Raw genomic sequence first — 23,224 nt, forward strand, 5'->3', positions numbered from 1 at the left:
AAGTAGATGGCCTCCATCGTGCCGTTGCCGTTGTCGCGGCTGTTGGTCTCGGCGTTGCCGTAGTCGAAACAGCAACCACCGTTGTAGTGCGTCCCATCGAAGATCGCGTACATCCCCTCCGGCTGGTCGCCGGTCGCGATGCCCGAGGTCCGGTTGTTGCGGTAGCCGGTGCCCGGGTTGACGTAGACGCCGTACGCCTTCTGCCCGCCCACCGTGACCGGCGCGGCGGTGGCGTTGGCCAGGTTGTCGTACCCGCCGGCGGCCGGGCCGGAGAACCCGCCGGGAGGCGCCTGGGTGAGGTGGTTACCCCGTCCTGTCTGGTCGTAGATGATGGTGATCAGGCAGGTCGTGCCGGAGCAGAACGCGTCCTGCGTGGCGGCGTTGGCCACACCCCCCGCGCTGAGCGGGGCGACGTCCCGCGTGGTGTTGTCTGAGGATCGGCGCACCTGGTACAGCGGGCCGCTGTAGGCGCCGTACAGGGCGCGGGTCGTGCTGTGCGCCGCCACGCACGGCGTGCCGCCCGAGGCGTAGATGTCACACGGCTGCGACGTCGCGGCCTGGGCGGTGCCGGAGCCCACCAGGCCGGCGACGGCGAGCAGTACGCCGGCGCCCGTCACGGCGGCCTTTCTCAGGTTTCGCAGAAGCATGAGGACCTCTCTCGCTTGCGTGTTAGCGCTAACACCAGGTGGAAGGCTGATCCGTCCACTTTCACCGCGAATGAGAGGTGTCCGGTGCGCATCATCGCCAGGTCATTGTTAGCGTTAACAACGATCGGCGAGCCGGGGTGCCTCTTATTCAGGTGACCCGAGGGGGTGTGGCCCGCATCACACAGCACCTCAGGGGCCCCGTCAAGGGCGCGAGCCCGCGCACCCCCGCCGATTCCTCCAGCCGCAGCGACCTCACCGGCCCTGACCATGCCGGCCGCACCGTCCGCGATCCGCCCGGTGATGAAACTTTCGCAGGGACGGGCGGGCGGTGCGGACGCCGGGCCGCGCCCCGCCGGTCACGATGGGGCGCGGCCCGGCCTCCGCCGGGTCCATGCGTGCGGGGGGAGGCCGGGGTCTACGCGCGCGGGGGGAGCAGGGGGGCGCCCAGGCGGGGGCGGTCGGCGGGGTTGGGGGTGTGCGGCGGGTACTGGGCCAGGCGCTCCAGCGCGACGTCGATCGCCCGCTCGAGCTGGGTGTCGAGGCCCCGCGCGTAGTCCTGCGGGGTGATGTCCACCTCGATGTCGGGATCGGTGCCGTAGTTCTCCACCCGCCAGCCGACGTCGTCGAAGGCGAAGGAGAACTCCGGCTGGGTGGTCACCGTGCCGTCGGCCAGCCGGTGGCGCGGCCAGATGCCGATCACTCCGCCCCAGGTGCGCTTGCCGATCAGCGGGCCGAGCCCGAGCAGCTTGAAGGTGTGGCTGAAGATGTCGCCGTCCGACCCGGCCCACTCGTTGGTGACCGCGACCAGCGGGCCGCGCGGCGACTCGGCCGGATAGGGTTCTGGCACGCCCCAGCGCGGGAAGTCGTACCCCAGACGGCGCCGGGCCAGCTTCTGCAGCAGCAGCCCCGAGACGTGGCCGCCGCCGTTGAACCGGACGTCCACCACCAGCCCCTCGCGGTCGTACTCGGCCAGGAACCCGCGGTGGAACTCGGCGTAGCCGTCGGGGCCCATGTCGGGGATGTGCAGGTAGCCGACGCGACCGCCGGTGCGCTCGTGGGTGCGGGCGCGGTTGGCCTCCACCCAGTCGCGGTAGCGGGCCGGCTGCTCGTCGGAGATCGCCTTGACGGTCACCGTCCTCGGCGGCCCGTCGCCGCGCCTGACCGTCAGCTCGACCTCCTGGTCGGCCTGGTTGACCAGCAGCCGGGCCGGGCCCGCCGCCGCCCCCACCGGCTGGCCGTTGATCGCCAGCACCGCGTCGCCGGGGCGCACGTCCAGGCCGGGACGGTTGAGCGGCGAGGTGGCCTCGGGGTCCCACGGGTCGCCGGCGACGATGCGCGCGATCGTGTGCACCCCGTCGGCGTAGGACCAGTCGACGCCGAGTTTGCCCTGCCAGTAGTGCGGGCGGGGCCGGTACTCCCCGCCGCTCTCGTAGGCGTGGGAGGTGCCGAGCTCGCCGAGCAGCTCCCACAGCAGGTCGGAGAACTCCCCGCGGGTGCCGACCCGGTCGACCAGCGGCAGGTAGCGCTCGTAGACGCCGTCCCAGTCGATGCCGGCCATGTCCTGCACCCAGAAGTTCTCCCGCTGCAGCCGCCACGCCTCGCGGAACATCTGCCGCCACTCGGCCTCCGGGCAGACCGACACCTTGACCCGGTCCAGGTCGATCCATCCCGACGCCCGGCCCGGAGCGTCGTCGTCCGGCGGCGCCTCGCCGGCCTTGACCACCCGCAGTCGTCCCCGCGAGCGGTAGAGCAGCGTCGTGCCGTCCTGGCCCAGGCGGAAGTCGCCGACGCCGGAGACCAGGGTGTCGCACTTGTGTTTGATGAGGTCGTAGGCCTGCAGCGTGCCGGAGGCCGGCTCGGGGGCGAACTCGTCGCCGCGGCTGCCCTCCACGGGGAAGCAGGTGAACAGCACCTTGTCCTTGGTGCCGGCCACACGGTCGTAGCGGCCCTCGGGCACCGGGAAGGCCATGACCCGCCGCTCGATGCCCTCCAGCTCGATCTCCAGCGGCTCCTCCTCCTCGTCGTCGTCCTGGTCGTCTCGGTCGTCGTCTTTCCCGTCGGGCGCGGAGGCGGCACGGTCGCCGGTGGCCGGGCCGCCCGCCTCGCCGGAGCCCGGGTGCGCGGCCGGCTCGTCCTCGCGGGTGGCGGCGTCCTTGGCCGTGTCCTTGGCGGCGGAGGCGTCGCCCGACAGCGGACGGGGTTCGGGCACGAACGGGGAGCCGACGTCGGAGCGCAGCGTGACCGCGTACGGGCGGGTGCCCTGCGGGAACCCCAGGTCGAACTGCAGGGAGTCGTAGACGGGGTTGAAGACGCGCTGGCCGATGAAGTACAGGTAGCGGCCCTCGGGGTCGAAGGCGGGCCTGCTGTCGCGCAGCACGGGCCGGGTGGCGCGGTAGGTCTCGCCGGTGTCCACCCGGCACAGCTTGATGGCCGTGGTCTGCGCGGTGTCGGGGAAGGTGTAGGCGAGCCAGTGGCCGTCGGAGGACCAGACGGCGTCCTCGATGCGCCCGAACCGGCTGCTGTCGACGACGGTCATCCTCGCCCCGCCGGGCTCGGCCGGTGCGGACGCGCCGGATCCGGCGGAGGCGGGCGGCGCCTGACCCTGCCGCGCCGGTTGCGGGGACGTCGGGGCCGGGTGCCCGGGGGCCTGCGCGGCCTGCCCCGGCGTGGCCGCCTCCCCGCCCGCCTCCCCGCCGGCCGCCGCACCGGGAGCGGCGTCATGGCCGGGCGCCGCCGGGACGCCGGGCCCGGCCGCGGCGCCGGCCGCGTCCTCGGCCACCGCGCCCAGGCCGACGGTCAGGCCCTCCCCGGACACCGCAGCGCCTGACGCGGACGCGGGGGCGCCGGGCGCCGGAGTGCCGGGTGCGGGCGTGCCGTCCTGAGCACCGGTCGCGTCGGAGGCGTCCGCCGTGGCGGGCGCGGGCGGCGCGGGCTCCTCCGCCGCCGGGCGGGGGACGTCCGCGCCGTTCCCGGCGGAGGGCAGCTCGACGATCAGCAGCTCGTTGCGGTGATTGGTCACCGCGATCTTGTCGGCGGCCGGTGACACCTCAAGGCCGATGGCCCGGCCGGTGTCCAGCTCCGTCAGCCGCACCGGGGCGGCGCTGCCGTCGGCGGTCAGCACGACCAGCACCTCGCGGTCGCCGTCGTCGCTGGCCGCCGCCACCAGGCGCCTGCCGTCCTCAAGCCAGGTCAGCAGGCGGTAGCGCACGCCGTCCGGCTCGCCGTGCTGGCGCACCGGCCCCTCCCAGCCGCCGAAGGAGTACGCCTTGCCGCGCGTGGTGACCGCCAGCCCGCCGCCGTCGGGGGACAGGCGGGCGCTGTCGAGGTAGGAGGCGGCCGAGACGAACCGGCGGTTGCGCTGGGTGCGCGAGCTGCCCAGCCGGACCTCCACGCGGCGCGACTCGCCCTCGCCCGGGTCCAGCAGATAGAGCTCGGCCCCCGCGTGGTAGACCAGCCGGTCGCCGTCGCCGGACAGGTTCCGGGCGTAGTAGTCGCCGTGGTCGGTGTGCCGCCGCAGGTCCTGCCCGGCGGGCGTGCAGGAGTAGACGTTGCCGATGCCCTCGTGGTCGGACAGGAAGTACACCCGCTCGCCCGCCCAGCACGGCGAGGCCAGGTTGCCCGCCAGGGAGATCAGGCGGGTGAACACGCCCTCGCCCTCGCGGTCGATCCACAGGTCGCCGACCGTGCCGCCGCGGTAGCGCTTCCATCGCGCCGGGTCGGCGGTGTTGCGGCCGAGCACGATGGCGCCGCCGGGGCCGTAGGAGATGGAGTTGGCCGGCCCGTAGGGCAGGCGCTGGGAGACCCCGTCGGCGTCGACCCGGTGCAGCCACTTGCGACGGTCGAAGGGCTGGCCGTCGTCGCTGGCGTAGATGATCGCGCCGGAGGGGTCCCACCCGGTGACCGTGCACAGCGCCCCGTCGTAGGTCATCCGCCGGGCGGTCCCGCCGTCGGCCGGCATGACGTACACCTCTTCGGGGCCCTCCTCCCGGCCCACGAAGGCGAGCCGGGAGCCGTCGGGGGAGAAGCGGGGATAGCCGGCCTCGGCGACGCCCGCGGTCAGGCGGAAGGCCCTGCCTCCGCCGGCGGACACCATCCACAGGTCGTCTTCGGCGGCGAAGACGACCACCTCGCCGAAGAGGGTGGGGAAGCGCACGTACACGGACATGGATCCTCGCGTTCGGGTGGGCCTCCCATGATCAGGCACCCGGGGCCGCCGCGTCGAGACCGCCGGCGATGCTGTCCGATGCCGATCCCCGGCGCCGGGCCGGGCCGCGCACCGCCCGCCGGGCGTGACGGGCGGGCGCCCCCACCGGCGCGGCGACGCGCAACGGGTGCCTGACCACGCCGCTCACCTGGGCGCCCGGAATGCCCCGAGCGTGAGTTTCATCCTGGCGGGAGGCCCCGCGCGGGTCACCGGGCCTCGTCGGGACCGGTCTCGCGTCGGTCCTCTTCCTCGCGTTTGTTCTGTTTCATCTCGCGCGTGGCCTTGATGGCCGCCTTCTTGGCCTTCCCGGTGGCCTTGTTGGACTTCTTCCGCGCCGCTCCTGCCATGGTTCCCCCTGTGTCTCACGGCTTTTATGTTGAATGCGTCATATTCGACGCATCCCGCGCGTTAAATACCCAACAGTGGAGACAATCACCCATATAGGTCGCCAGAGGGACGGATCGCCCCGTGCCTCAGAGCAGGGAGAGCTGTTCGGGGCCGGCCGCGGCCGGAGTCGCCGGGACCGGGAGCCGGACGCCGCCGTTGCCGGCCCGTGGGGAGCGGCCCACCCCGGCCCGCTCTGCCAGCTCGCGCACCTGCTGGACGACCCGCGACCGGTAGGCCTGCGGCGCGTAGGCGCCGCGGCCGTACAGCTCGAGGTAGCGGGGGACCAGGCGGGGATGCTCGCGGCCGAGCCAGCCGAGGAACCACTCGCGCGCGCCCGGCCGCAGGTGCAGCACGATCGGCACGATGTCGGTGGCGCCCGCCTGCGCGATCAGCTCGACCGTGCGGGCGAGCCGCCGCGGCGAGTCGCTCAGGTAGGGCAGGATCGGCGCCATCAGCACGCCGCAGGACAGACCGCGGGAGGTGAGGGCGGCGCAGACCTCCAGCCGGGCGGCCGGGCGGGGCGTCCCCGGCTCGACCGAGCGCCACAGCTCGTCGTCCACCGAGCCGATGGACAGGGCGGTGGACACCTCGGTGACCTGCGCGGCCTCGGCCAGCAGGTCGAGGTCGCGCAGGATCAGCGAGCCCTTGGTCAGGACGGAGAAGGGGTTGCGGGCGTCGCGCAGCGCGGCCAGGATGCCCGGCATCAGGCGATAGCGGCCCTCGGCCCGCTGGTAGCAGTCGACGTTGGTGCCCATGGCGATGGGCTGCCCGCCCCAGCGCGGCGCCGCGAGCTCTTTGCGCAGCAACTCGGCGGCGTTGACCTTCACCACGATCTTGGAGTCGAAGTCGCGGCCGGAATCGAGGTCGAGGTAGGTGTGGGTCTTGCGCGCGAAGCAGTAGACGCAGGCGTGCGAGCAGCCGCGGTAGGGATTGACCGTCCACTGGAAGGGAACCTGGGACGCCGCGGGCACCCGGTTGACGATCGAGCGGGCATGGATCTCATAGAAGGTCATGCCACGGAACTCGGGGGTGTCGAAGGTTCTGGCGACGGCGCCGCGGGCGAACAGCGGCGCCTCGGAGGCGCCCTGGCCGGCGTCGGTCAGGCGCAGGTTGTCCCAGCGCATGACCCTGATTAGAACAGGATTTCGAAGGTGATCGCAACCGCGCCAAACTGACGGCAAAAAGGAGGCCTCGAAACGGCTAAAGATCTTCGTCGTTGGGCAGAACGTCGGCACACCGCTTGCGTCGCCGGGAGGTGCGGCATGGCCTGGTCGCAGGACGAGGAGCGAATGCTTGCCCAGATCGAGAGTTACCTCACCGACGAGGACCCGCGACTCGCCGCCCGGCTCGAGTCGTTCAACGAGCGTGTCGAGCGCAGGGAGAGCCAGCGGACCAAGCGCGCCGCCCGCGCCCACCGCGGCCGGCGCCGTCCCAGCCGCTCGACCATCATCATCCTCGTGAGCTGGCTGCTGATCGCCACGTTGATCGCGACTCTGCTGATCATGGTGTTCCGCCACGACGCGGCGGCCCTGCCGATGTGACCCCCGCCATCCCCGCGGCCGGGGATGGCTTTTCGCGGTCCCGGAGACCCTCAGCCCGGCAGGCCGCGCAGGAAGCGGGCGGCCACCGGGGCGGCCACCTCGCCGCCCATGCCGCCGGCCTCCACCACCACGGCGAACGCCACCTCGCCGCGGAAGCCGATGAACCACGCGTGGGAGTCCAGCTTCGGCCCGGTGCCGAACTCGGCGGTGCCGGTCTTGCCCGCCGTGCCCTTCGGCAGCCCGGCCCTCTTGGCGGTGCCCTTGCCGACCACGGCCGCCATCATGGTGCGCAGCGGCCCGGTCACCGTCTCGGGCAGCGGACGGGGCTGCAGCTTCTGCTTGATCGAGGGCACCAGGGTCGGCGGGCGCCAGGTGCCGTCGGCCACCGCGGCGGCGACCGTCGCCATCACCAGCGGGCTGGCGGTGATGCGGCCCTGCCCGAAGGACTCGGCGGCCAGGTCGGCGTCGCTGGTCGGCGCCGGCATGCTGCCCTTGGCCGCCGGGACGCCGATGGACAGCGGCTGGTTGAAGCCCATCTCGGAGGCCACCTGGTACAGCTTGCCGCCGCCCAGGTGCCGGGCGGCGAGCGGGGCGAAGGTGGTGTTGCAGGAGTGGGCGTAGGAGTCGAGGAAGGTGAGCGAGCCGAACGCCTCGTGGTCGGAGTTGCGGATCGCCAGCCCGCCGACGGTGGCCTTCTCGGGGCAGGTGACCTTCTGGCCGGGGGTGAGGCCCTCGGCCAGCAGCCCGGCGGCGGTGATGGTCTTGAAGGTGGACCCGGGCGGGTAGCGCCCGTCCAGGGCGCGGTTGAACCCGCCGCGGTTGTTGACCACGGCGAGGATCTCACCGGTCGCGGGCCTGAGCGCGACCAGCGAGGCCGGCTTGTCCAGGTCGCGCACGGCCGCGACGGCGGCCTTCTGCGCGGCCGGGTCGAGGCTGGTGCGCACGGGCGAACCCGGCGAGCCGTCGATGGTCTTCAGCGTCTGGACGGTCTTCTTGGACCCGTCGACCGTGGTGATGATCGTGGTCGGCACCCCGGCGAGCCGCTTCTGGAAGGTCTCCTGCAGGCCGCCGCGGCCGATCGCGTCGCCCGGCTTGTAGGAGGAGCCGAGCTTGGCGACGTCCTTGGCGGTGGCCTTGTCCAGGTAGCCGACCAGCTGCTGCACCGACCCGCCGGCGTCGCCGTTGTCGATGCGGCCGCCCGAGGCGTCCTCGACGGCGGCGCGCCCGGGCCAGGTGGTCTTCAGCGCCAGGTGGGTGGAGCCGGTCAGCGCCGGGTGGACGGCCGCCGGGGTCCAGGCGACCTTCCAGTGGTGGTCCTTCACCATCAGGTCCAGTGAGCCGGTGTAGGTCCAGTCGCCGATGTTCTTCAGCGTCATGGTGGCGGTGTAGGCGGCCTTGGCGCGGCCGTCGCCCGCCGGGGTGACCGTGCCGAGACGCACCGCGACCTTCTCGGCACCGAGCCGGTCGGCGGGCTCGGCGTAGGCCGCCTCGAAGCCGGGCGCCGGGGAGGCGAGGTCGGCCTTCATGGCCGCCAGGTCGCCCCGTGACCAGGCCGCGGCGAAGTGGCCCGCGGTCTGCTCGGCGCTGCCCCTGGTGTGCAGCACGTAGTAGGCGCCGCCGGCGGCGGCTCCGACCGCCAGCACGGTGACGGCGGAGGTGATCGCGATGGTACGGCCGCGCGGCACGCCTTACCCCCCGGTGTCTGGACGTCGCCACGAGCCTAGCGCGACCGGTCGGCGGCGCCCGCCGCTTCGCCGGGAAGCGGCCGGAAAGCGGTGCCCTCAGGCGGCCTCCTCAAGCCCCCCTCAGGCGGCCCGCCTGGCCTGCTCCTTGAGGCTCGCGGCGTAGGCGGGCACGTACTCCTGGCCCGACAGGCGCTGGATCGCCGCCATCACCTCGTCGGTGACCGCCCGGCGGTCCCTGGCGCGGGCGGGGTCGCCGGTGAAGCTCATCGGCTCGCCCATGCGCATGCCGATCTTGGCCAGGCGCGGCACCGAGGCCCCCGGAGGCAGCACGCGCTCGGTGTTGACCATGGCGACCGGGATGACCGGGGCGCCCGTGGTGAGCGCGAGCCATGCGACGCCGATCTTGCCCCGGTAGAGCCTGCCGTCGGGGGAGCGGGTGCCCTCAGGGTAGATGCCGAACAGCTCGCCGGCCTTCAGCACCTGCACGGCCGCGTCCAGCATGGTCTGCGCCGCGGCGGCGCTCTCTCTGTCGATGGCGACCTGCCCGGTGGCCCGCATGTAGGTGGCCATCAGGCGGTTGCCGGTGAAGTACTCGTTCTTGGCGACGAAGGTGACCTTCCGGGGCAGCATGAGCGGCAGGAACACCGAGTCCAGGATGGACAGGTGGTTGGAGGCCAGGATGGCGGCCCCCGCCGAGGGGACGTGCTCGGCCCCGATCACCTTGGGGCGCCACAGCAGGCGCAGGACGGGACTGCTGATGATCTTCGTGAGGCGATAGAGCACGGACTCTCCCGGTGTGCGGACGACCAAGGCCCACCATACGACTCAGACGGGCAACTTTGTGTTACGCCCGCCCACAAACTGTTACATCGCGGTACAACGAAGCGCCCCGCAAGGCGTGCCTGCGGGGCGCTTCGTTGTTAGGCCGATGTGGCGGTCGCCTCCTCGGCGAGATGCACAACACGGCTCCAGCCGAACGGTATTCCGTGAAGGCGGTAATTGCGGCCCGGGGGACACAAACCACATCGGCTGCTTACAGTTAAGCACACTCGTGACACCCGCGAGGTCAGCGTGGCCGAACCCCGCCCCCTCACAGGGCGCTCCCAGGGGGACCCCTGAACCCCCGCTCGTGGCGGGCCGCCCGCCGCGGGCGGCCGGTGGGCGACCGGGTCCCGCGGGGCGCGGGAGTCCCCGAGCGCGTGCGCCACAATGGAGATCATGCTGACGACCGGACGGCTCATCCTGCGGCGCTGGCGCGAGGACGATCTGCGGCCTTTCGCCGAACTCAACGCCGATCCCGAGGTGATGGAGCACTTCCCCGCCCCGCTGACCCGGCAGGAGAGCGACGCGCTGGCCGGGCGCATCGTGACCCTCATGGAGGAGCACGGCTTCGGGCTCTGGGCGGTGGAGGTCGCCCGCAGCGGGGAGTTCATCGGGTTCACCGGCCTGGCGCCGCAGACCTTCCAGGCGCACTTCACCCCGGCGGTCGAGGTCGGCTGGCGGCTGCGCCGCTCGGCCTGGGGGCACGGCTACGCCACCGAGGCGGCGACGGCGAGCCTCGGGCACGCCTTCGGCCAGGCCGGGCTGGACCAGGTGGTCTCCATGACGGCGACCACCAACCTCCGCTCCCAGGCCGTCATGCGGCGCCTGGGCATGACGTGCGATCCCGCCGACGACTTCGACCACCCGCGCATCGATGAGGGCAGCCCGCTGCGCCGCCATGTGCTCTACCGCCTGGACGCCGCCACCTGGCGTGCCCGCCACGCCTGAGCACGCCGATCGCCCACCGGCGCCTCTGGGGCCGGCTCCAAGGGCGCCGGCCCCAGAGGCGCCGGTAGACGCCCGCGCGGAGACCGGGTGCAGGGCCGATGAGGCGCGGACGGGGCGCCCGGCCGGGACGGGCGATTGTCAGGGCGCGCCGGGGCGCAGGGGGCGGGCGTCGGGCATGCGCAGCCGGTCGACGGCCTCGCGGCGGCGGCTCTCGGGCCGGCGGTCGTAGCGCGCCGTGGTGACCGGCGAGGCGTGCCCGACCAGCGCCTGGGTGGTGGCCAGGTCCACCCCCGCGTCCAGCAGTTCGCCGATGAACGTGCGCCGGAAGTCGTGGGGGGTGCGCTTGGCGGCGCCCGCGGCGGCCAGGCGGCGGGCGACGATGTCGGCGACGGCCTGCCCGGTCATCGGCGCCGGACGCCCGGCGGGCGCGCGCAGCCGCCCGGCCTTGTTGACCGGGCAGAACAGCGCGCCGGGTTCGCGTCCCCGCACGGCCAGCCACGCCTCGGTGCGGGCCACCGCCTCGGCGGTCAGGTAGACCAGGCGCTCCTTGTCGCCCTTGCCGCGCACGCGAAGGGAGCGGGCCGCGGGGTCGTAGTCGCCGAAGGCGAGCCCGGCGACCTCGGCGCGGCGGCAGCCGGTGGAGTACAGCACGGCCAGCAGCGCCCCGTCGCGGGCCCCGGCGGGGGAGGCGTCCTGGTCGCAGGCGGCGAGCGCCGCCCCGGCGACCTCCGGCGGGACGTGCTGCCCGGCGGGAAGCCGGGCGTGCGCCAGGGTGGGCAGGTCGGCGGCGCGGTGGTAGTCCTCGGCGGTCATCAGGCCGAGGCGCCAGGCCTCGCGCATGACCCGGCGCAGCGCCACCAGGTGCTTGTTGACGTAGGCCGGCGACCATCCGCGCTCGGCGAGGATCGCGCGGATGCGCACCGTGTGCTCGTAGCGCAGCAGGTGCCAGGGCTGCCCGGCGCCGGTGGCGGCGGGGTCGCCGGTGATGACGCGGGCGAGCCGGTCGAGGCAGCCGCGCATCGTGCGGCGGGACTCGGCGCCGGTGAGGGCGCCGAGGTAGACCACGTAGGGATCGCCCGCGGGCGTGACGGCGCCGGGGCCGTCGTCGGGTACGGCGGGGACGTCCACGCGCCGATCTTAACCGGCCGCCGTGAATCTACAATGTAAAGGGGTCCGGCGAGTGCCGCAGCATGGTCACCAGGTCGGTCAGCCTGCGGCTGCGCGCCATCAACCCGGCGACCAGCGCCAGATCATCACACCTGCCCCGGGTCAGCGGGAACCAGGCCTCGCGCAGCTCGCGCAGCGCCGGCTCCAGCCAGGCGCGGTCGGCGGCCGGGTGCAGCTCCACGATCACTCCCGCGGCCGGGCCGTCCTGTCCAGGGCCCTCCGGCGTGCCCCGCAGGATGGCCTGGCCGTCGCGTTCCATGCCGGCGACGGCCTCGCCGGCCTCCCGCTCGGTGAGCCCGGCCAGCGTGGCCAGCCGCCGCAGGGGCAGCGCCCCCTGGCGGCGCAGCGCGGCCAGGCAGCGGAAGCGGGCCGCGTCCAGGCCCGCCCGCGCGGCCAGGGCCTCCACCAGCCGGTCGGCCTGGGCGAACAGGCCGGCGGTCTCGCGTTCCACGGCCGCGATGACGTCGATGCCGTCGTCGTTGGACATGCTCGTGCTCCGTTCGCGGCGGCGGTCGCTTCCAGGCGGTCCCGGGCGGGGTGCGTGCCGCCCGGGACCGCGGGCCGGGCGGGCGCGGGGCCCGCCCGGCGGGCTCACAGCGGGCTGGTCTGCGCCCGGCTCTCGGACTGGGTGACGCAGCGCATCATCGCGTCGCGGAAGAACGCCGCGAACCCGTCGGGGGTGCCGGTGTCGCGGGCGTCGGCCAGGAACGGCACGATGTCCTTCTCTATGGTGTGCACGTGCCGCTGCGAGGCCAGGTGCCGGGCGATGCCCGCGAAGTCGCCCTGGTAGTGGATGAGGCGCACCAGCACGTCGTCCTTGACGAAGACCCCCGTGCCGAGCAGCCGGGCGGTCTCCTCGCCGTGCTCGTCGGTGACGACGGGCGTCTCGAGGGGCGGGGAGTTACCGAAGAGCTCGGTGAGCTCTTCCTCGTGCCCGGGTCTCACCCGGAAGGTGATCATCGCGTACGGCATCGGATACCTCCATGTAGGTCGTCGTGCGCCGGCGTCGCGTCCGCGGGGCGCCGGTCGGCGCCGCGTGCGGGCGCCGGCCCCGGGCGGCGCGCGTCCAGGGCCGGCCGGGCCGGTCAGTAGGCGGCCACGACCTCGTAGGAGCCGAAGATCCCGAGGTTCTTGTCGTGGTAGCGCGCGAGCGGCGAGGTGGTGGGCAGGTGTTCGGGGCTGCGCTCCCACTCGCGGTAGGCGGGCAGGTCGTCCCACTCGCTGAGCACCGCGTAGCGGCGCGGGTCGCGCAGGGAGCGCAGCAACTCGTTGCCGCGCAGCCCGGCCCGGCCGGCCAGGGTGGTGCTGATCTGGTGGTAGGCGCTCTCGATCGAGCCCTTGTCGGACTCGGGCTCGTTGAGGTACAGCGCGACGCGCACGCGGCCCGGCTGGGGAGCGGGCCGCTCGCCCAGGCGGGAGGAGACGAGCATGGGGGTCATCGAGGTGCCGGCGGCGTCGCGGTAGGGGTCGAGGCGCATGCGGTTGGCGGCGTGCTCGGCGCTGTGCTCGAACTGGTGGAACCTCTCCTCGTTCTCCCAGTCGCTGACGATGTAGTAGACGCCGTCCTCGTCGGGGCTCTTGGCGAGCGACTGGCCGACGTTCGCGGGCTGGCGGGCGATGGTGGAGGCGACCTCCCGCCAGGTCTTCTCGAAGTCCCGCTCCATGCCGGGGTGGATCCGCATCTTGACCATGACGCGGTAGACGGTGCCGTCGTGGTCCTTCTGGTCGTGGTGGTTCATGCCCACTGTTCTCTTCCTGTCTGTTCTGTCTGGCGTGCGTTCTGGCGGGAGCGGGGAGGCGTGCGGGGACCGGCGCGGGGGCGCGGGCGCTTCAGGAGGTGGTCAGGCGCGTGGCGGGGGACTGCTCGGCGGCCTCCTCGACGAGCTGCCGGATGCGGTTCATCTGGATCACGGTGCTGTCGTTGAGGCGCTTGGTCATCTGCTTGTCGCTGAGCGGGGCGTCGGGCCGCATCTCGAAGTCCTGCACCCAGCGCATGCGCACCGCCTCGGGGACCTGGGTGTACTCCCAGAACAGGTTCATGTACTTGAACCAGCCGGGCTCGACCCGGTGGGCGCGCACGGTGCGGGTGGCCGGGTCGAGGGTGCGCTCGGACACCCAGCTCCACTCGTTGCCGTCGGCGTCGGGGTGCATGGTGAGCCGGAAGCGGATGGTGGGGCCGCGCCGCTCGAGGACCTGAGCCGAGGAGTACTCGCTGAACAGGGTGGGCCACGACTCGACGTCGTTGGTCATGTCCCACACCAGGTCCATGGGGCCGGCGATGATGATCTCGTTGTCGGTGTGTCCTGCCATGGCGTTCCTCCGGGTTCAGGCCGCGAGCCGGCGGTTGACGTAGTCGACGGCCGCCTGCGGCGTCTTCATCTCGTCGACGGCGTCGTCGGGGATGCGCACGCCGTACTCCTGCTGGATGCGCGCGGCCATCTCCAGCACGGCCAGCGAGTCGTAGCCGAGGTCGGCGAAGGTCATCTCGCCGATGTCGTCGGCGAGGTCGACGGTCTCGGGCACTCCCGCGCAGCCGCCCATGATGCGTCTCATGTCGTCGAGGGTGAATGTCGTCATGTCGTTCTCCGTTGTCGCGAGGTGGGTTGTCAGGGGGCCGTGACGAGCACGGCGGCGTTGAAACCGCCGTGGCCGCGGGCCAGCACCAGGGCGTTGCGCACGGGCCCGTCCCTCGCCGCGCTGCGCACCAGGTCCAGCTCGCAGGCGGGCGCGGCGGCGCGCACGCCGACGGTGGGCGGGATGACGCCGTCGCGCACCGACAGCAGCGCGGTGGCCAGGTCCAGCGACGCCCCGCCGGCGTACAGGCGGCCGGTCATGGTCTTGGGCGCGGTGACCGGCACGCCGTGCGGCCCGAAGACCGCCGCGATGGCGCGGGCCTCGGCCAGGTCGTGGCCGGGCACGCCGAGGGCGTCGGCGAAGACGACGTCCACCTGTTCGGGGGTGACGCGGGCCTCGCGCAGGGCCAGGTCGATGGCGCGGCCGAGGTTGGAGCGGTGCTCGCGCCCGGGTTCGGGGCGCGGGTCGAACGTCGCGCCGTACCCGGTGATCACTCCGTAGGGGCGGGCGCCGCGGGAGCGGGCGGTGGCCTCGTCCTCGACGACGAGCATGGCGCCGCCCTCGCCGGGGACGTAGCCGCAGGCGTCGGCGTCGAAGGGCAGGTAGGCCCGTTCGGGGTCGTCGCGAGGGCTGAGCATCCCGGTGGAGATCTGGGCGACCAGCCCGTAGGGGCACAGCGAGGCGTCGGTGCCGCCGGTGACGACGACGGCGGCGCTCTGGCGCAGCAGCCGCCGAGCCTGAGCCATGACCTCCAGGCCGCCCGCCTGTTCGGCGCAGATGACCCCGCACGGGCCGCGCATGCCGTAGCGGATGGAAATCTGGCCGGTGGTGGCGGCGTAGAACCAGGCGATCGACTGGTAGACGCCGACGTACGAAGGCCCCTGGCTCCACAGTTTCTCGATCTCGCGCTGGCCGAACTCGGTGCCGCCCGAGGAGCTGGCGGTGACGACCGCCATCTCATATTCGGGCAGGTCACCGGGTTTGACGCCCGCGTCGTGCAGGGCCATGTCGGCGGCCGCGAGGCCCAGGTGGCTCCAGTGGTCGGTCTGCACGGCCAGGCGGCTCGGCACGTGCTCGGTGTCGTCGAACTCCGACACCTCGCCGGCGACGCGCACCGGGTAGCGCTCGGCGTCGAAGCGGGTGATCCGCCCGAGCCCGCTCTTGCCGTCCAGCGTCGCGGCCCAGTAGGCCTGGGTGCCCAGGCCGTTGGGCGCGGCGACGCCGAGCCCGGTGACGACCGGCCGGGCGCCGGGTCGTCGGTTCGGTTCAGTCATGGCCGCCTCCGGGGCCGGCGTCGTCGCGGGCCAGCAGCATGGCCGTCTGGAACCCGCCGAAGCCGCTGCCGACGCTCAGGACCACGTCCACGGGCTGCTCGCGCGCGGTGAGCGGCACGTAGTCCAGGTCGCATTCGGGGTCGGCGGTGTGCAGGTTGGCGGTGGGCGGGACGACGTTGTGCTTGATAGCCAGGGCGCAGGCGGCCAGTTCGATGGAGCCGATCGCGCCGAGCGAGTGGCCGATCATGGACTTGATGGAGCTGACCGGCGCCTGGTAGGCCCGCTCGCCGAGGGCGGCCTTGAACGCGGCCGTCTCGTGCCGGTCGTTCTGCCGGGTGCCCGAGCCGTGGGCGTTGATGTAGTCCACCTCGGCGGGGTCCAGCCGCGCCTGTGCCATGGCGGCCCTGATGGCCTCGGCCATCTCGCGGCCGTCGGGCTTGAGGCCGGTCATGTGGAAGGCGTTGCTGCGGCTGGCGAACCCGACGATCTCGGCGTACACCTGGGCGCCGCGCCGCAGCGCGGCCTCACGCTCCTCAAGGATCATGATGGCGCTGCCCTCGCCGAGGACGAAGCCGTTGCGCTCCATGTCGAACGGGCGCGAGGCGTGCTCGGGGTCGTCGTTGCTGGGCGAGGTGGCCTTGATGGCGTCGAAGCAGGCGACGGTGATCGGCGAGATCGGCGCGTCGGTGGCGCCGGCCACGACGGCGTCCGCGCTGCCCTCCTTGACCAGCTGGTAGCCGTGCCCGACCGAGTCCAGGCCGGCGGTGCAGCCGGTGGAGATGAGCGCGACCGGGCCCTCGGCGCCGCCGGCCCAGGCGACCTCGGCGGCGATGGTGCTGGGCACCATGTACCCGTACAACTGGGGCACGCCGTAGGCCGGGTCGACCAGCCACCGCTTGCCGCCGTCGCTGAGGACGACGTACTCCTCCTCCAGCCCCATGGTGCAGCCGACGGCGCTGCCGACGGCGACGCCGAGCCGCTCGGGCGGCACGCCGGTCAGGCCGCTGTCGGCCAGCGCCTCGCGGGCGCTGACCACGCCGAGCTGGGCGGCGCGGTCCATGCGGCGCGCCTCCTGCGGCGACAGCCCCTGGGCGGCCGGGTCGAAGTCGCACTCGGCGGCGATCCGGGAGCGGAAGCCGGAGGCGTCGAACAGGCTGATGGCCCGCGTGGCGGTGCGCCCGGCGGCGACCAGCTCCCAGAAGGCCTTGACGCCGATGCCGCCCGGCGCGGTGACGCCGATGCCGGTGATGACCACCCGGCGGTCGCCGCTGCGGGCGCGCCGCGCCGCGCCCCTGCCGGAACGCGTCCGGGTACGGCGCCGGGCCGCAGGGCGGGCGCCGGTGAGGTTCACCGCGGGCTCCCTGCCGGGGCCTGGCCGGCGGCGTTCTCGGTGTCGACGTGCCCGAGGTCGGGACGCGGGGCCAGGGGGCTGGCGTGGAAGACCATGCACGCCTCCTCCTGGCCGGTGTTGTCGACGCGGTGCCGCACGGTCTTGGGCACCATGAGCGCGTCGCCGGGGTTCAGGACGATCTCCTGGCCGCCGTCGATGCGGGCGGTGACGCTGCCCCGCACGAGGTACATGAACTCCTCGGAGTAGGGGTGGTAGTGCTCGACGAAGTGCTCGCCGGGCTTGAGGAAGGCGACGCCCATGAAGCCGGAGGTCGCGCCGGCCGTCTTCGGGCCGAGCAGGACGCGGATGTCGCCGCCGCGCCGGTGGTTGGGCTCCACCTGGTCGGCGCTGAACTTGGACAGGCGGATGTCACTCATGGCCGTCGGCCTCCCAGGTGTAGAAGGGCTCGGCCATGGCGTCCTTGGGCTCGCGCCAGCCGGGGTCGTAAGGGCGGATGTGCTCGCTGAGCCGCTGGTTGATCTCGCCGTACAGCGGGTGGCTGCGTGCCTTGTACAGGTTCGGCGTGATGTCGTGGTCCGCCTCGACCAGGTGGAAGTACAGGTCGTGGAAGCGGAACAGCGTGCGGCGTGACACTCCGATCAGATGTGGCAGGTCGCTCGCGTCCGAGTCGGCGAAGATCTTCGCCACGGCCTCGGTCTCGGAGGGCTCCATCCGCGCCACGATTAGCGTCCGGTGCACCAGGCGTCTCCTTTCGTTCCGTACGCAGCAATGCTGCGGGGAGCGCCTGGTTTGATGCTGATGCGAGGCTAGTGCCGGAATTTCCGGGTCAGGGGCCGAGGATGTGGGACGCCGTTCCGTTGACGCAGTCGGCCGGCGCCGTCAGCGAGAACGGCCGCGCGCCGGCCTCCTCGACCGGCACGGCGCGGTGCTCGTCCTGCGCGGCGGGCGCCGCCCGCTCCCGGGGGACGGCGGCCTCGACGGGCTGGGCGGGTCCGGCCGGTGCGGCGGGTTCCGCGGCCTGGGGGGCGGGCACGGCGACGGCGCAGCCGTCCAGCTCCCGTTCCAGGCACTCGCGCGCGTACAACCGGACCAGCTCGTGGACGGCGTAGTGCACCTCGCCCAGGGCGGTGGGCCGCGCCGACAGCAGCGAGCAGTCGGCCAGGCGGGCGAGCAGCCGCTCGGCGTGGCCGGGCTCGCAGCCCAGCAGCGCGCCGGCCTGCCGCATGGTGATGTGCGGGGTCTGCAGCAGCCCGAGCAGCCGGAACAGGCTGCGCTCGGGCTCGCCGAGCCGCTCGTAGGTGGCGCGGAACGTCGTGCGCACGTCCAGGTCGGCGACCCGCAGGTCCGACAGGCGCGAGCGGGGGTCCTCCAGGCGTTCGGCGAACTTGGCCAGCGTCAGGCCCTGCCCGGCGGCCAGGCGCGACCCGGCGCACCGCAGTGCCAGCGGCAGCCGCCCGCACAGGCGCACGATGTGCTCGGCCGCCGCGCGCTCGGCCGAGAGCCGGGCCGGGCCGATGATCCGGGACAGCAGATCCAGCCCCTCCTCCCCGGTGAGCGGGTCCAGCTCCACCATGTGGGCGCCGGCGAACCCGTGCAGCGCGAACCGGCTGGTCACGATGACGGCGCAGCCGGCCGAGCCGGGCAGCAGCGGCTGGATCTGGGCGTACCCGGCGGCGTCGTCGAGCACGATGAGCACCTGTCGTTCGCTGCACCAGGTGCGGAACAGCTTGCTGCGCTCGTCGCGGTCGCCGGGGACCTCGCCCGGCGGGACGCCCGTGGCCCGCAGGAACCCGGCCAGCACCTCGCCGGGGTCGGCCGGCACGCCGGACCCGCCGAGCTCGGTGAACAGCTGCCCGGAGGGGAAGGCGGAGCGGGCCCGGTGGGCGGCGTGCACGGCCAGGGCCGTCTCGCCGACACCGGGCATCCCGCTGATGCAGATAACCCGGACGGCGGTGCCGGACTCGGCCGGGCGCGACAGCAGGGCGGCGATCCGGTCGACGACCTCGGCCCGGCCGACGAAGTCGGCGATGTCGGGCGGGAGCTGCGCCGGCCTGACGGCGGCCACCGGGGCCGCGGGCGGGGCGGGCGGCGGCGCGGGGTCCAGGTCGGGCTGCTCCAGGCCGGGGTTGGCCGACAGCAGGCGCTGCTGCAGGCGGCACAGGGCGGGGGAGGGCTCCAGGCCGAGCTGCCCGACCAGCACCTGGCGCAGGTTCTGGTACACCTCCAGCGCCTCGCCGCGCCGCCCCGCCTGATACAGGGCGGTCATCAGCTTGGCGTAGAAGTCCTCGTTGAGCGGGTGGATGGCGATGAGCTCCTTGAGCTCGCTGATCAGCTCGCGGTGCCGGCCCAGGCGCAGATCGGCGTCCAGGCGAAGCTGCAGGGCCCGTAGCCTGCTCTCCTCCAGGCGGGTGATCTGTGCCGACAGCAGCTCTCCCGCCGCCAGGTTCGCCAGGGCCGGCCCCCGCCACAACGCCAGTGCCTGCGACAGCGCCTCGGTGGCGTGCGCGGCGTCCTCGCGCTCCAGCGCGTTCCACCCGTCGGCGACCAGCCGCTCGAAGCGGTACACGTCGATGGTCTCCGGGGCGGTGGCCAGCAGGTAGCCGTAGGTCTGGGTGACCACCGTGGCCGGTCCGCCGGTGCCGAGCATCTTGCGCAGTTTGTAGACGTAGGTGTGCAAGGTGGGCAGGGCGGTCGCCGGGGGACGCTCGCCCCACAGTTCGTCGATCAGCTCGCGTGTGGACACGATCTGGTTGTGCCGCAGGACCAGCATGGCCAGCACCGCGCGGACCTTGGCCGCGCTCGGCGTCAGATCGGCGTCGCCGTCGACCACTTGCAGCGAACCCAGAACCCGGAACTCCATGTGATCTCCGCAGTTGATCGCGACGCCGTCCGAGCCGGCCGGCGTGCGGCGTCGGCGCGTGCTCGGGCGCCTGGTGGACCTCTCGAATTTAGATGAACTCGCTTATCGGAACTGCCGGAAAGATGGCTCATGAGGACAAAATCTCCGAAAAAGTCCTGGTCTAGTCCTATATTCTTTACCTTAGGCGGTATTTCCGAATAATGTCCGTCTGGCGCGCCCGCGAAAAGGTCCGACACTCGGTCCGCCTTTAATATGACAAAGCCGCTTATGTCCCTATAGCGGCCCTCCTGGTCCGCGCCTCCAGGACGCACCGCGCGAAGGTGTCGGGCGGAAGTGCCGGGCGCGGGCTCCGGCGCGCAGGCAGGAGTGATCGCCGGACGCCGCGCAGGCCCTCGGTCCGGGGTCGCTCGAGCCGTCGCCCGGCCCCTTGCGTGGCGGGAGTCTCGCCCGCGGACCAGAGCGCCTCCAGCGCCTTCCCAGCGGCCGACCAGCGGCCGGGCGCATCGTTGCCGTCAGAGAGGTCCGCCGCGCACCGCGTCCGGCCCACCCCCCGAAGGTCAGGGGAGGAATGCACATGCGACCACACGCCCACCCGGCCGCCGCCCCGGCGACGCCCGCGCCCCGCGCCACCGGCCCGGCGGCCCCCGGTGCCCCGTCGCCGCGCGCCATCGTCCCGTTTTGTCCGCCCGTGGCCGGTGGCGGCGGTGGGCTCAGGCGGGTGGCGATCACGATGGTGGGCGGCGAGCGCGGGACGGGAGCCGGGGGAGCCGGGAGCTTCGGGAGCGCCGCGTGACCGCCGTCGAGCCGGACGCCCCGTCCTCGCCATCCTCGCCGCCCTCACAGTCTTCGCCGTCCTCGCCGTGGATCCGCTGCGCCGGTTGCCACGACCCGGTCTACGGGGTGCACCACCGCAGGAACCTGCGGGTGTGCGCCGGCTGCGGCCACCACGACCGGCTGGGCGCGCCCGAACGGCTGGACCAGCTGTTCGACCCCGGCTCCACGAGCGCGCCGGCCGCCGCGACCACCCTGTCCGACCCGCTGGAGTTCACCGACACCCGCCCCTACGCGGCCCGCCTCGCGCAGGCGCGCAGAGACACCGGCCTGCCGGAGGCGGTGGTGTGCGTCTCGGCGTCCCTGCACGGCCACCCCGTCGTCGCCGCCGTCATGGACTTCGCCTTCATGGGCGGCAGCCTCGGATGTGCCGTCGGTGAGCGCATCACCGCCGCCGCCGAGCACGCCCTGTCCACGCGCAGGCCCCTGGTGGTGGTGACCGCCTCGGGAGGCGCGCGGATGCAGGAGGGCGCGCTGGCCCTGATGCAGATGGCCAAGACCGCCCAAGCGCTGGCCGACCTGGACCAGGCCGGCCTGCTCACCATCACGGTCGTGACCGATCCCACCTACGGCGGCGTCGCCGCCTCCTACGCCACGCTGGCCGACGTCATCCTCGCCGAGGCGGGAGCGCACATGGGCTTCGCCGGGCCGCGCGTCATCGCCGGCACCATGGGACAGCGCCTGCCCGACGGCTTCCAGACCGCCGAGACGCTCCTGGCCGGCGGCCTGGTCGACGGCGTGCGCCCGCGCGCCGGACTGCGTCCGGCGCTGACCCACCTGCTGTCGGCCGCCGCCTGGGCCGAGGACGGCCGTCCCATTCCGGGGGCGTGGCGCGACAGCGCCCCCCACCTGGTGCGTGACGCGGCCGACCTGCCCGTGCGGGACGGCTGGCAGAGCGTCGCCCTGGCCCGCGACCCCGGCCGCCCCACCACTCTGGACTACGCCTGCCATCTGCTGGAGGACTTCCAGCAGCTGCACGGCGACCGGATGTCGGGCGACTGCCCGGCCATCGTGGGCGGCGTCGGACGGCTGGAGGGCGTGCCGGTCATGCTGATCGGCCACCAGAAGGGCCACGACACCTAGGATCCGGCAACAACTACGACCAGCGGCTGTGGCGCCCCGCGCTGTACCGGGCTTTCCCCGGCTTCCGCGGGCGCCGCCGTGACCTGCACCGCCGATTCGACTATCTACGCGTCCTGCGCAACAAGATCGCGCATCACTGCACGATTCACCACCGTCACTTGACCGCCGACCATGAGGCGATCCTGGAATGCCTGGGTTACATCGACACAGGTTTGGCAGTCATGGTGGAGTGTCACAGCCGAGTCGGTTCCGTTCTCGCGCAACGGCCCTGACCTGTCGGGGTCCCCCGGTAGCAATGAAGAAATTTCCACCGAAGTAGCACCTGACCTGGGTTGATACGGGCCCCTATAGCTGAGGTCTCGATTCGCTTACGATGTTGACCATGAGCGACGGCAAGCCGGCGTTCGGGCATGGCGCGGGCGGTCGCCCGTTGTGGACGGCGCGGGACCGGGACGCTGAGGTCATCCGGACGGTGCTGCGCAAGGCGGGGTGTCGGGAATTCAGCGAACGCCACGGTGGGTTCGTTGTTGAGGGCGGCGGCGACGGAAAGCCGTTCCAGGTCCCATGCGCCGACGACGCCAAGGCGTCCGCGCTGGAGCTCGCCCGGTGCTCCGACGACCTGCGCAAGGCCGGGTACCGCGTCGTGGCTGAAGCTGGCGATGATCAGGTGCTGCTGGTGCGGGAGTCCTCCTGATCGCGGTTCGCTCCAGCGCGTGGGGGTGGAGGTCAGCGGGGACGGCGGCGCTGGGCGGGGTCGGCTTCGGCGGTGATGCGCGCGGAGGTCTCCTCGCCCAGGCGGACGTACCGGCCGAGGCTGGCCAGGTGCTGGTGGCGGCTCTTGGCCTGCAACTCCGGGGCGGTCCTTCCGGCCTGCGCGAGATGCTGCAACGCGCTGTGCCGGAGTTGGTGCAACGTCCATCCCTGGCGGTGCGGGTCCAGCGTGGCGGAGGCGGTCTTGAACAGGTACTCGGCGCGCGGATAGGACAGCCGCCCCCGCCCGGTGATCGGGCAGATGTCACCGCGAGCGGGTGCGCGAGATCCGGAAGCGGGGGCGCGTCGGTCGGCCAGGAACACCGGCCCGGTGGTGCGGCCGGCCAGCAGGCGGGGCAGCAGCCGGGCGGTGGCGGTGCGCCAGACGATGACGTCGACTGCGCCGCCCTTGCGCCGTACCTTCGCGCGCCGGTTGCGCAAGCCGAGTTCGGCGACGTCGAGAGCCAGGACCTCCTGAGCTCTGGCCGCGCTCTCATACAGCAGCCGGTACAGCGTGCGTTCGCGCAGGCCCAAAGTGGGGCGGGCGAGCAGCGCCTCGACATCGGCGCGGCCCAGCGCCCGGGTCCGATCCGGAGTGCGGGCTCGGCGGCGGATGCGGCGCAGCGGATCGCCGCTCAACCAGTTCTGGTCGCGCCACCAGGCGCAGGCGGAGCCGAGGGCGTCCAGGCGGGCGTTGCTGGTGGCCGCGGCCGCGTCGCCCCAGCGGCCGGCGAACCAGGCCGCGACGCGGTCGGCGCCGGCCTCGTCGTCCAACTCGGTCACGGCGGCGTGCTCGCCGAGTTCGGCCACCAGTGCGCGGGTCGCGATCGTGTAGGCACGGGCGGTGTTGGGGTTGGCGATGGTGGCCAGGAAGGTCTCGGCGGCCGCCCCAAGGCGGGGCGCGTTGTCACCGACGTTGACATCGAGCCGGTGCACGGTCGCCATGAGAGGGATCTCCTGCCTGCTATCGCAGATAAGCAGTGGGAGTCACCAGTGCCGCACGGAGGTGTTCTCCCAGGACGGTGCGCACTATCGCAGATAGTGCGCCCCTATCTGCGATAACATCCATGATCATCGCCGTTTGGGGCCCCTGATAGACT

General features: G+C 73.1%; 22 protein-coding genes. 4 read left to right on the forward strand and 18 right to left on the reverse strand.

The annotated features are described in order from the left end of the window. The 4 genes from ABZT47_RS29745 to ABZT47_RS29760 form a co-directional block, all read right to left on the reverse strand. A partial coding sequence (locus ABZT47_RS29745; protein ID WP_354849213.1) for an arabinofuranosidase catalytic domain-containing protein occupies window positions 1-647 on the reverse strand: 647 nt, incomplete at its 3' end. A 415-nt stretch (window positions 648-1,062) separates the two neighbouring features. Further along, window positions 1,063-4,812, reverse strand: coding sequence for a PDZ domain-containing protein (locus ABZT47_RS29750; RefSeq protein ID WP_354849216.1), 3,750 nt, complete (start codon window positions 4,810-4,812; stop codon window positions 1,063-1,065). A 245-nt stretch (window positions 4,813-5,057) separates the two neighbouring features. Then, window positions 5,058-5,198, reverse strand: a complete 141-nt coding sequence (locus ABZT47_RS29755; RefSeq protein WP_354849219.1) for a hypothetical protein — start codon at window positions 5,196-5,198, stop codon at window positions 5,058-5,060. A gap of 126 nt (window positions 5,199-5,324) precedes the next feature. Next, window positions 5,325-6,362 carry an Rv2578c family radical SAM protein gene (locus ABZT47_RS29760; protein ID WP_354849221.1) on the reverse strand — a complete coding sequence of 346 codons (1,038 nt, stop codon included), beginning with the start codon at window positions 6,360-6,362 and terminating at the stop codon, window positions 5,325-5,327. 138 nt (window positions 6,363-6,500) lie between these two features. Between ABZT47_RS29760 and ABZT47_RS29765 the strand changes: the two genes are divergently transcribed. Continuing rightward, window positions 6,501-6,779 (forward strand): DUF3040 domain-containing protein, encoded by a 279-nt coding sequence (locus ABZT47_RS29765; RefSeq protein ID WP_354849224.1) that lies wholly within the window; start codon window positions 6,501-6,503, stop codon window positions 6,777-6,779. Window positions 6,780-6,829: 50 nt separating this feature from the next. On the opposite strand, the gene ABZT47_RS29770 is transcribed toward ABZT47_RS29765, so the two are convergent. Together ABZT47_RS29770 and ABZT47_RS29775 are read right to left on the reverse strand one after the other, a co-directional pair. Then, the gene (locus tag ABZT47_RS29770) at window positions 6,830-8,464 is read right to left on the reverse strand and encodes a penicillin-binding transpeptidase domain-containing protein (protein WP_354849227.1); all 1,635 of its coding nucleotides are present in this window, start codon (window positions 8,462-8,464) and stop codon (window positions 6,830-6,832) included. Between the two features lie 120 nt (window positions 8,465-8,584). Then, complete coding sequence (locus ABZT47_RS29775) at window positions 8,585-9,247, reverse strand: lysophospholipid acyltransferase family protein (protein WP_354849230.1); 663 nt, start codon at window positions 9,245-9,247, stop codon at window positions 8,585-8,587. 435 nt (window positions 9,248-9,682) lie between these two features. Here ABZT47_RS29775 and ABZT47_RS29780 point away from each other — a divergent pair, with 435 nt between their 5' ends. Continuing rightward, a complete protein-coding gene (locus ABZT47_RS29780; protein ID WP_354849232.1) occupies window positions 9,683-10,234 on the forward strand; it encodes a GNAT family N-acetyltransferase in 552 nt (183 codons plus the stop codon). 138 nt (window positions 10,235-10,372) lie between these two features. Here ABZT47_RS29780 and ABZT47_RS29785 read toward each other — a convergent pair whose 3' ends face one another. The 11 genes from ABZT47_RS29785 to ABZT47_RS29835 form a co-directional block, all read right to left on the reverse strand. After that, window positions 10,373-11,362, reverse strand: coding sequence for a tyrosine-type recombinase/integrase (locus ABZT47_RS29785; protein ID WP_354849235.1), 990 nt, complete (start codon window positions 11,360-11,362; stop codon window positions 10,373-10,375). A gap of 28 nt (window positions 11,363-11,390) precedes the next feature. Further along, window positions 11,391-11,888 (reverse strand): hypothetical protein, encoded by a 498-nt coding sequence (locus ABZT47_RS29790; RefSeq protein ID WP_354849238.1) that lies wholly within the window; start codon window positions 11,886-11,888, stop codon window positions 11,391-11,393. A 104-nt stretch (window positions 11,889-11,992) separates the two neighbouring features. Continuing rightward, a complete protein-coding gene (locus ABZT47_RS29795; protein ID WP_354849241.1) occupies window positions 11,993-12,373 on the reverse strand; it encodes a SchA/CurD-like domain-containing protein in 381 nt (126 codons plus the stop codon). 113 nt (window positions 12,374-12,486) lie between these two features. Next, window positions 12,487-13,140: an antibiotic biosynthesis monooxygenase gene (locus tag ABZT47_RS29800; protein WP_354849244.1), complete on the reverse strand. Its 654-nt coding sequence runs from the start codon at window positions 13,138-13,140 to the stop codon at window positions 12,487-12,489. Between the two features lie 91 nt (window positions 13,141-13,231). After that, complete coding sequence (locus ABZT47_RS29805; RefSeq protein ID WP_354849246.1) at window positions 13,232-13,711, reverse strand: SRPBCC family protein; 480 nt, start codon at window positions 13,709-13,711, stop codon at window positions 13,232-13,234. 15 nt (window positions 13,712-13,726) lie between these two features. Further along, on the reverse strand, window positions 13,727-13,978 hold the full coding sequence (locus ABZT47_RS29810) for an acyl carrier protein (protein ID WP_354849248.1): 252 nt from the start codon (window positions 13,976-13,978) through the stop codon (window positions 13,727-13,729). Window positions 13,979-14,007: 29 nt separating this feature from the next. Next, window positions 14,008-15,249: a ketosynthase chain-length factor gene (locus ABZT47_RS29815; protein WP_354849251.1), complete on the reverse strand. Its 1,242-nt coding sequence runs from the start codon at window positions 15,247-15,249 to the stop codon at window positions 14,008-14,010. Continuing rightward, a complete protein-coding gene (locus ABZT47_RS29820) occupies window positions 15,242-16,504 on the reverse strand; it encodes a beta-ketoacyl-[acyl-carrier-protein] synthase family protein (RefSeq protein ID WP_354849622.1) in 1,263 nt (420 codons plus the stop codon). Before ABZT47_RS29820 ends, ABZT47_RS29815 begins: the two co-directional genes overlap by 8 nt. Window positions 16,505-16,596: 92 nt before the next feature. Then, complete coding sequence (locus tag ABZT47_RS29825) at window positions 16,597-17,016, reverse strand: cupin domain-containing protein (RefSeq protein WP_354849253.1); 420 nt, start codon at window positions 17,014-17,016, stop codon at window positions 16,597-16,599. Beyond that, window positions 17,009-17,338 (reverse strand): TcmI family type II polyketide cyclase, encoded by a 330-nt coding sequence (locus tag ABZT47_RS29830; RefSeq protein ID WP_248958504.1) that lies wholly within the window; start codon window positions 17,336-17,338, stop codon window positions 17,009-17,011. Before ABZT47_RS29830 ends, ABZT47_RS29825 begins: the two co-directional genes overlap by 8 nt. An 88-nt stretch (window positions 17,339-17,426) precedes the next feature. Then, complete coding sequence (locus ABZT47_RS29835) at window positions 17,427-19,460, reverse strand: BTAD domain-containing putative transcriptional regulator (RefSeq protein WP_354849257.1); 2,034 nt, start codon at window positions 19,458-19,460, stop codon at window positions 17,427-17,429. 789 nt (window positions 19,461-20,249) lie between these two features. Here ABZT47_RS29835 and ABZT47_RS29840 point away from each other — a divergent pair. After that, window positions 20,250-21,374 (forward strand): acetyl-CoA carboxylase carboxyltransferase subunit alpha/beta, encoded by a 1,125-nt coding sequence (locus tag ABZT47_RS29840; protein WP_354849260.1) that lies wholly within the window; start codon window positions 20,250-20,252, stop codon window positions 21,372-21,374. Between the two features lie 382 nt (window positions 21,375-21,756). After that, the gene (locus ABZT47_RS29845) at window positions 21,757-22,068 is read left to right on the forward strand and encodes a hypothetical protein (protein WP_354849263.1); all 312 of its coding nucleotides are present in this window, start codon (window positions 21,757-21,759) and stop codon (window positions 22,066-22,068) included. A gap of 32 nt (window positions 22,069-22,100) precedes the next feature. Here ABZT47_RS29845 and ABZT47_RS29850 read toward each other — a convergent pair whose 3' ends face one another. Continuing rightward, window positions 22,101-23,069, reverse strand: coding sequence for a tyrosine-type recombinase/integrase (locus tag ABZT47_RS29850; protein ID WP_354849266.1), 969 nt, complete (start codon window positions 23,067-23,069; stop codon window positions 22,101-22,103). Window positions 23,070-23,224 lie beyond the last annotated feature (155 nt).

Origin of the sequence: Sphaerisporangium sp. NPDC005289 (genome assembly GCF_040607455.1) — a bacterium.
Lineage (GTDB): Bacteria > Actinomycetota > Actinomycetes > Streptosporangiales > Streptosporangiaceae > Sphaerisporangium > Sphaerisporangium rhizosphaerae.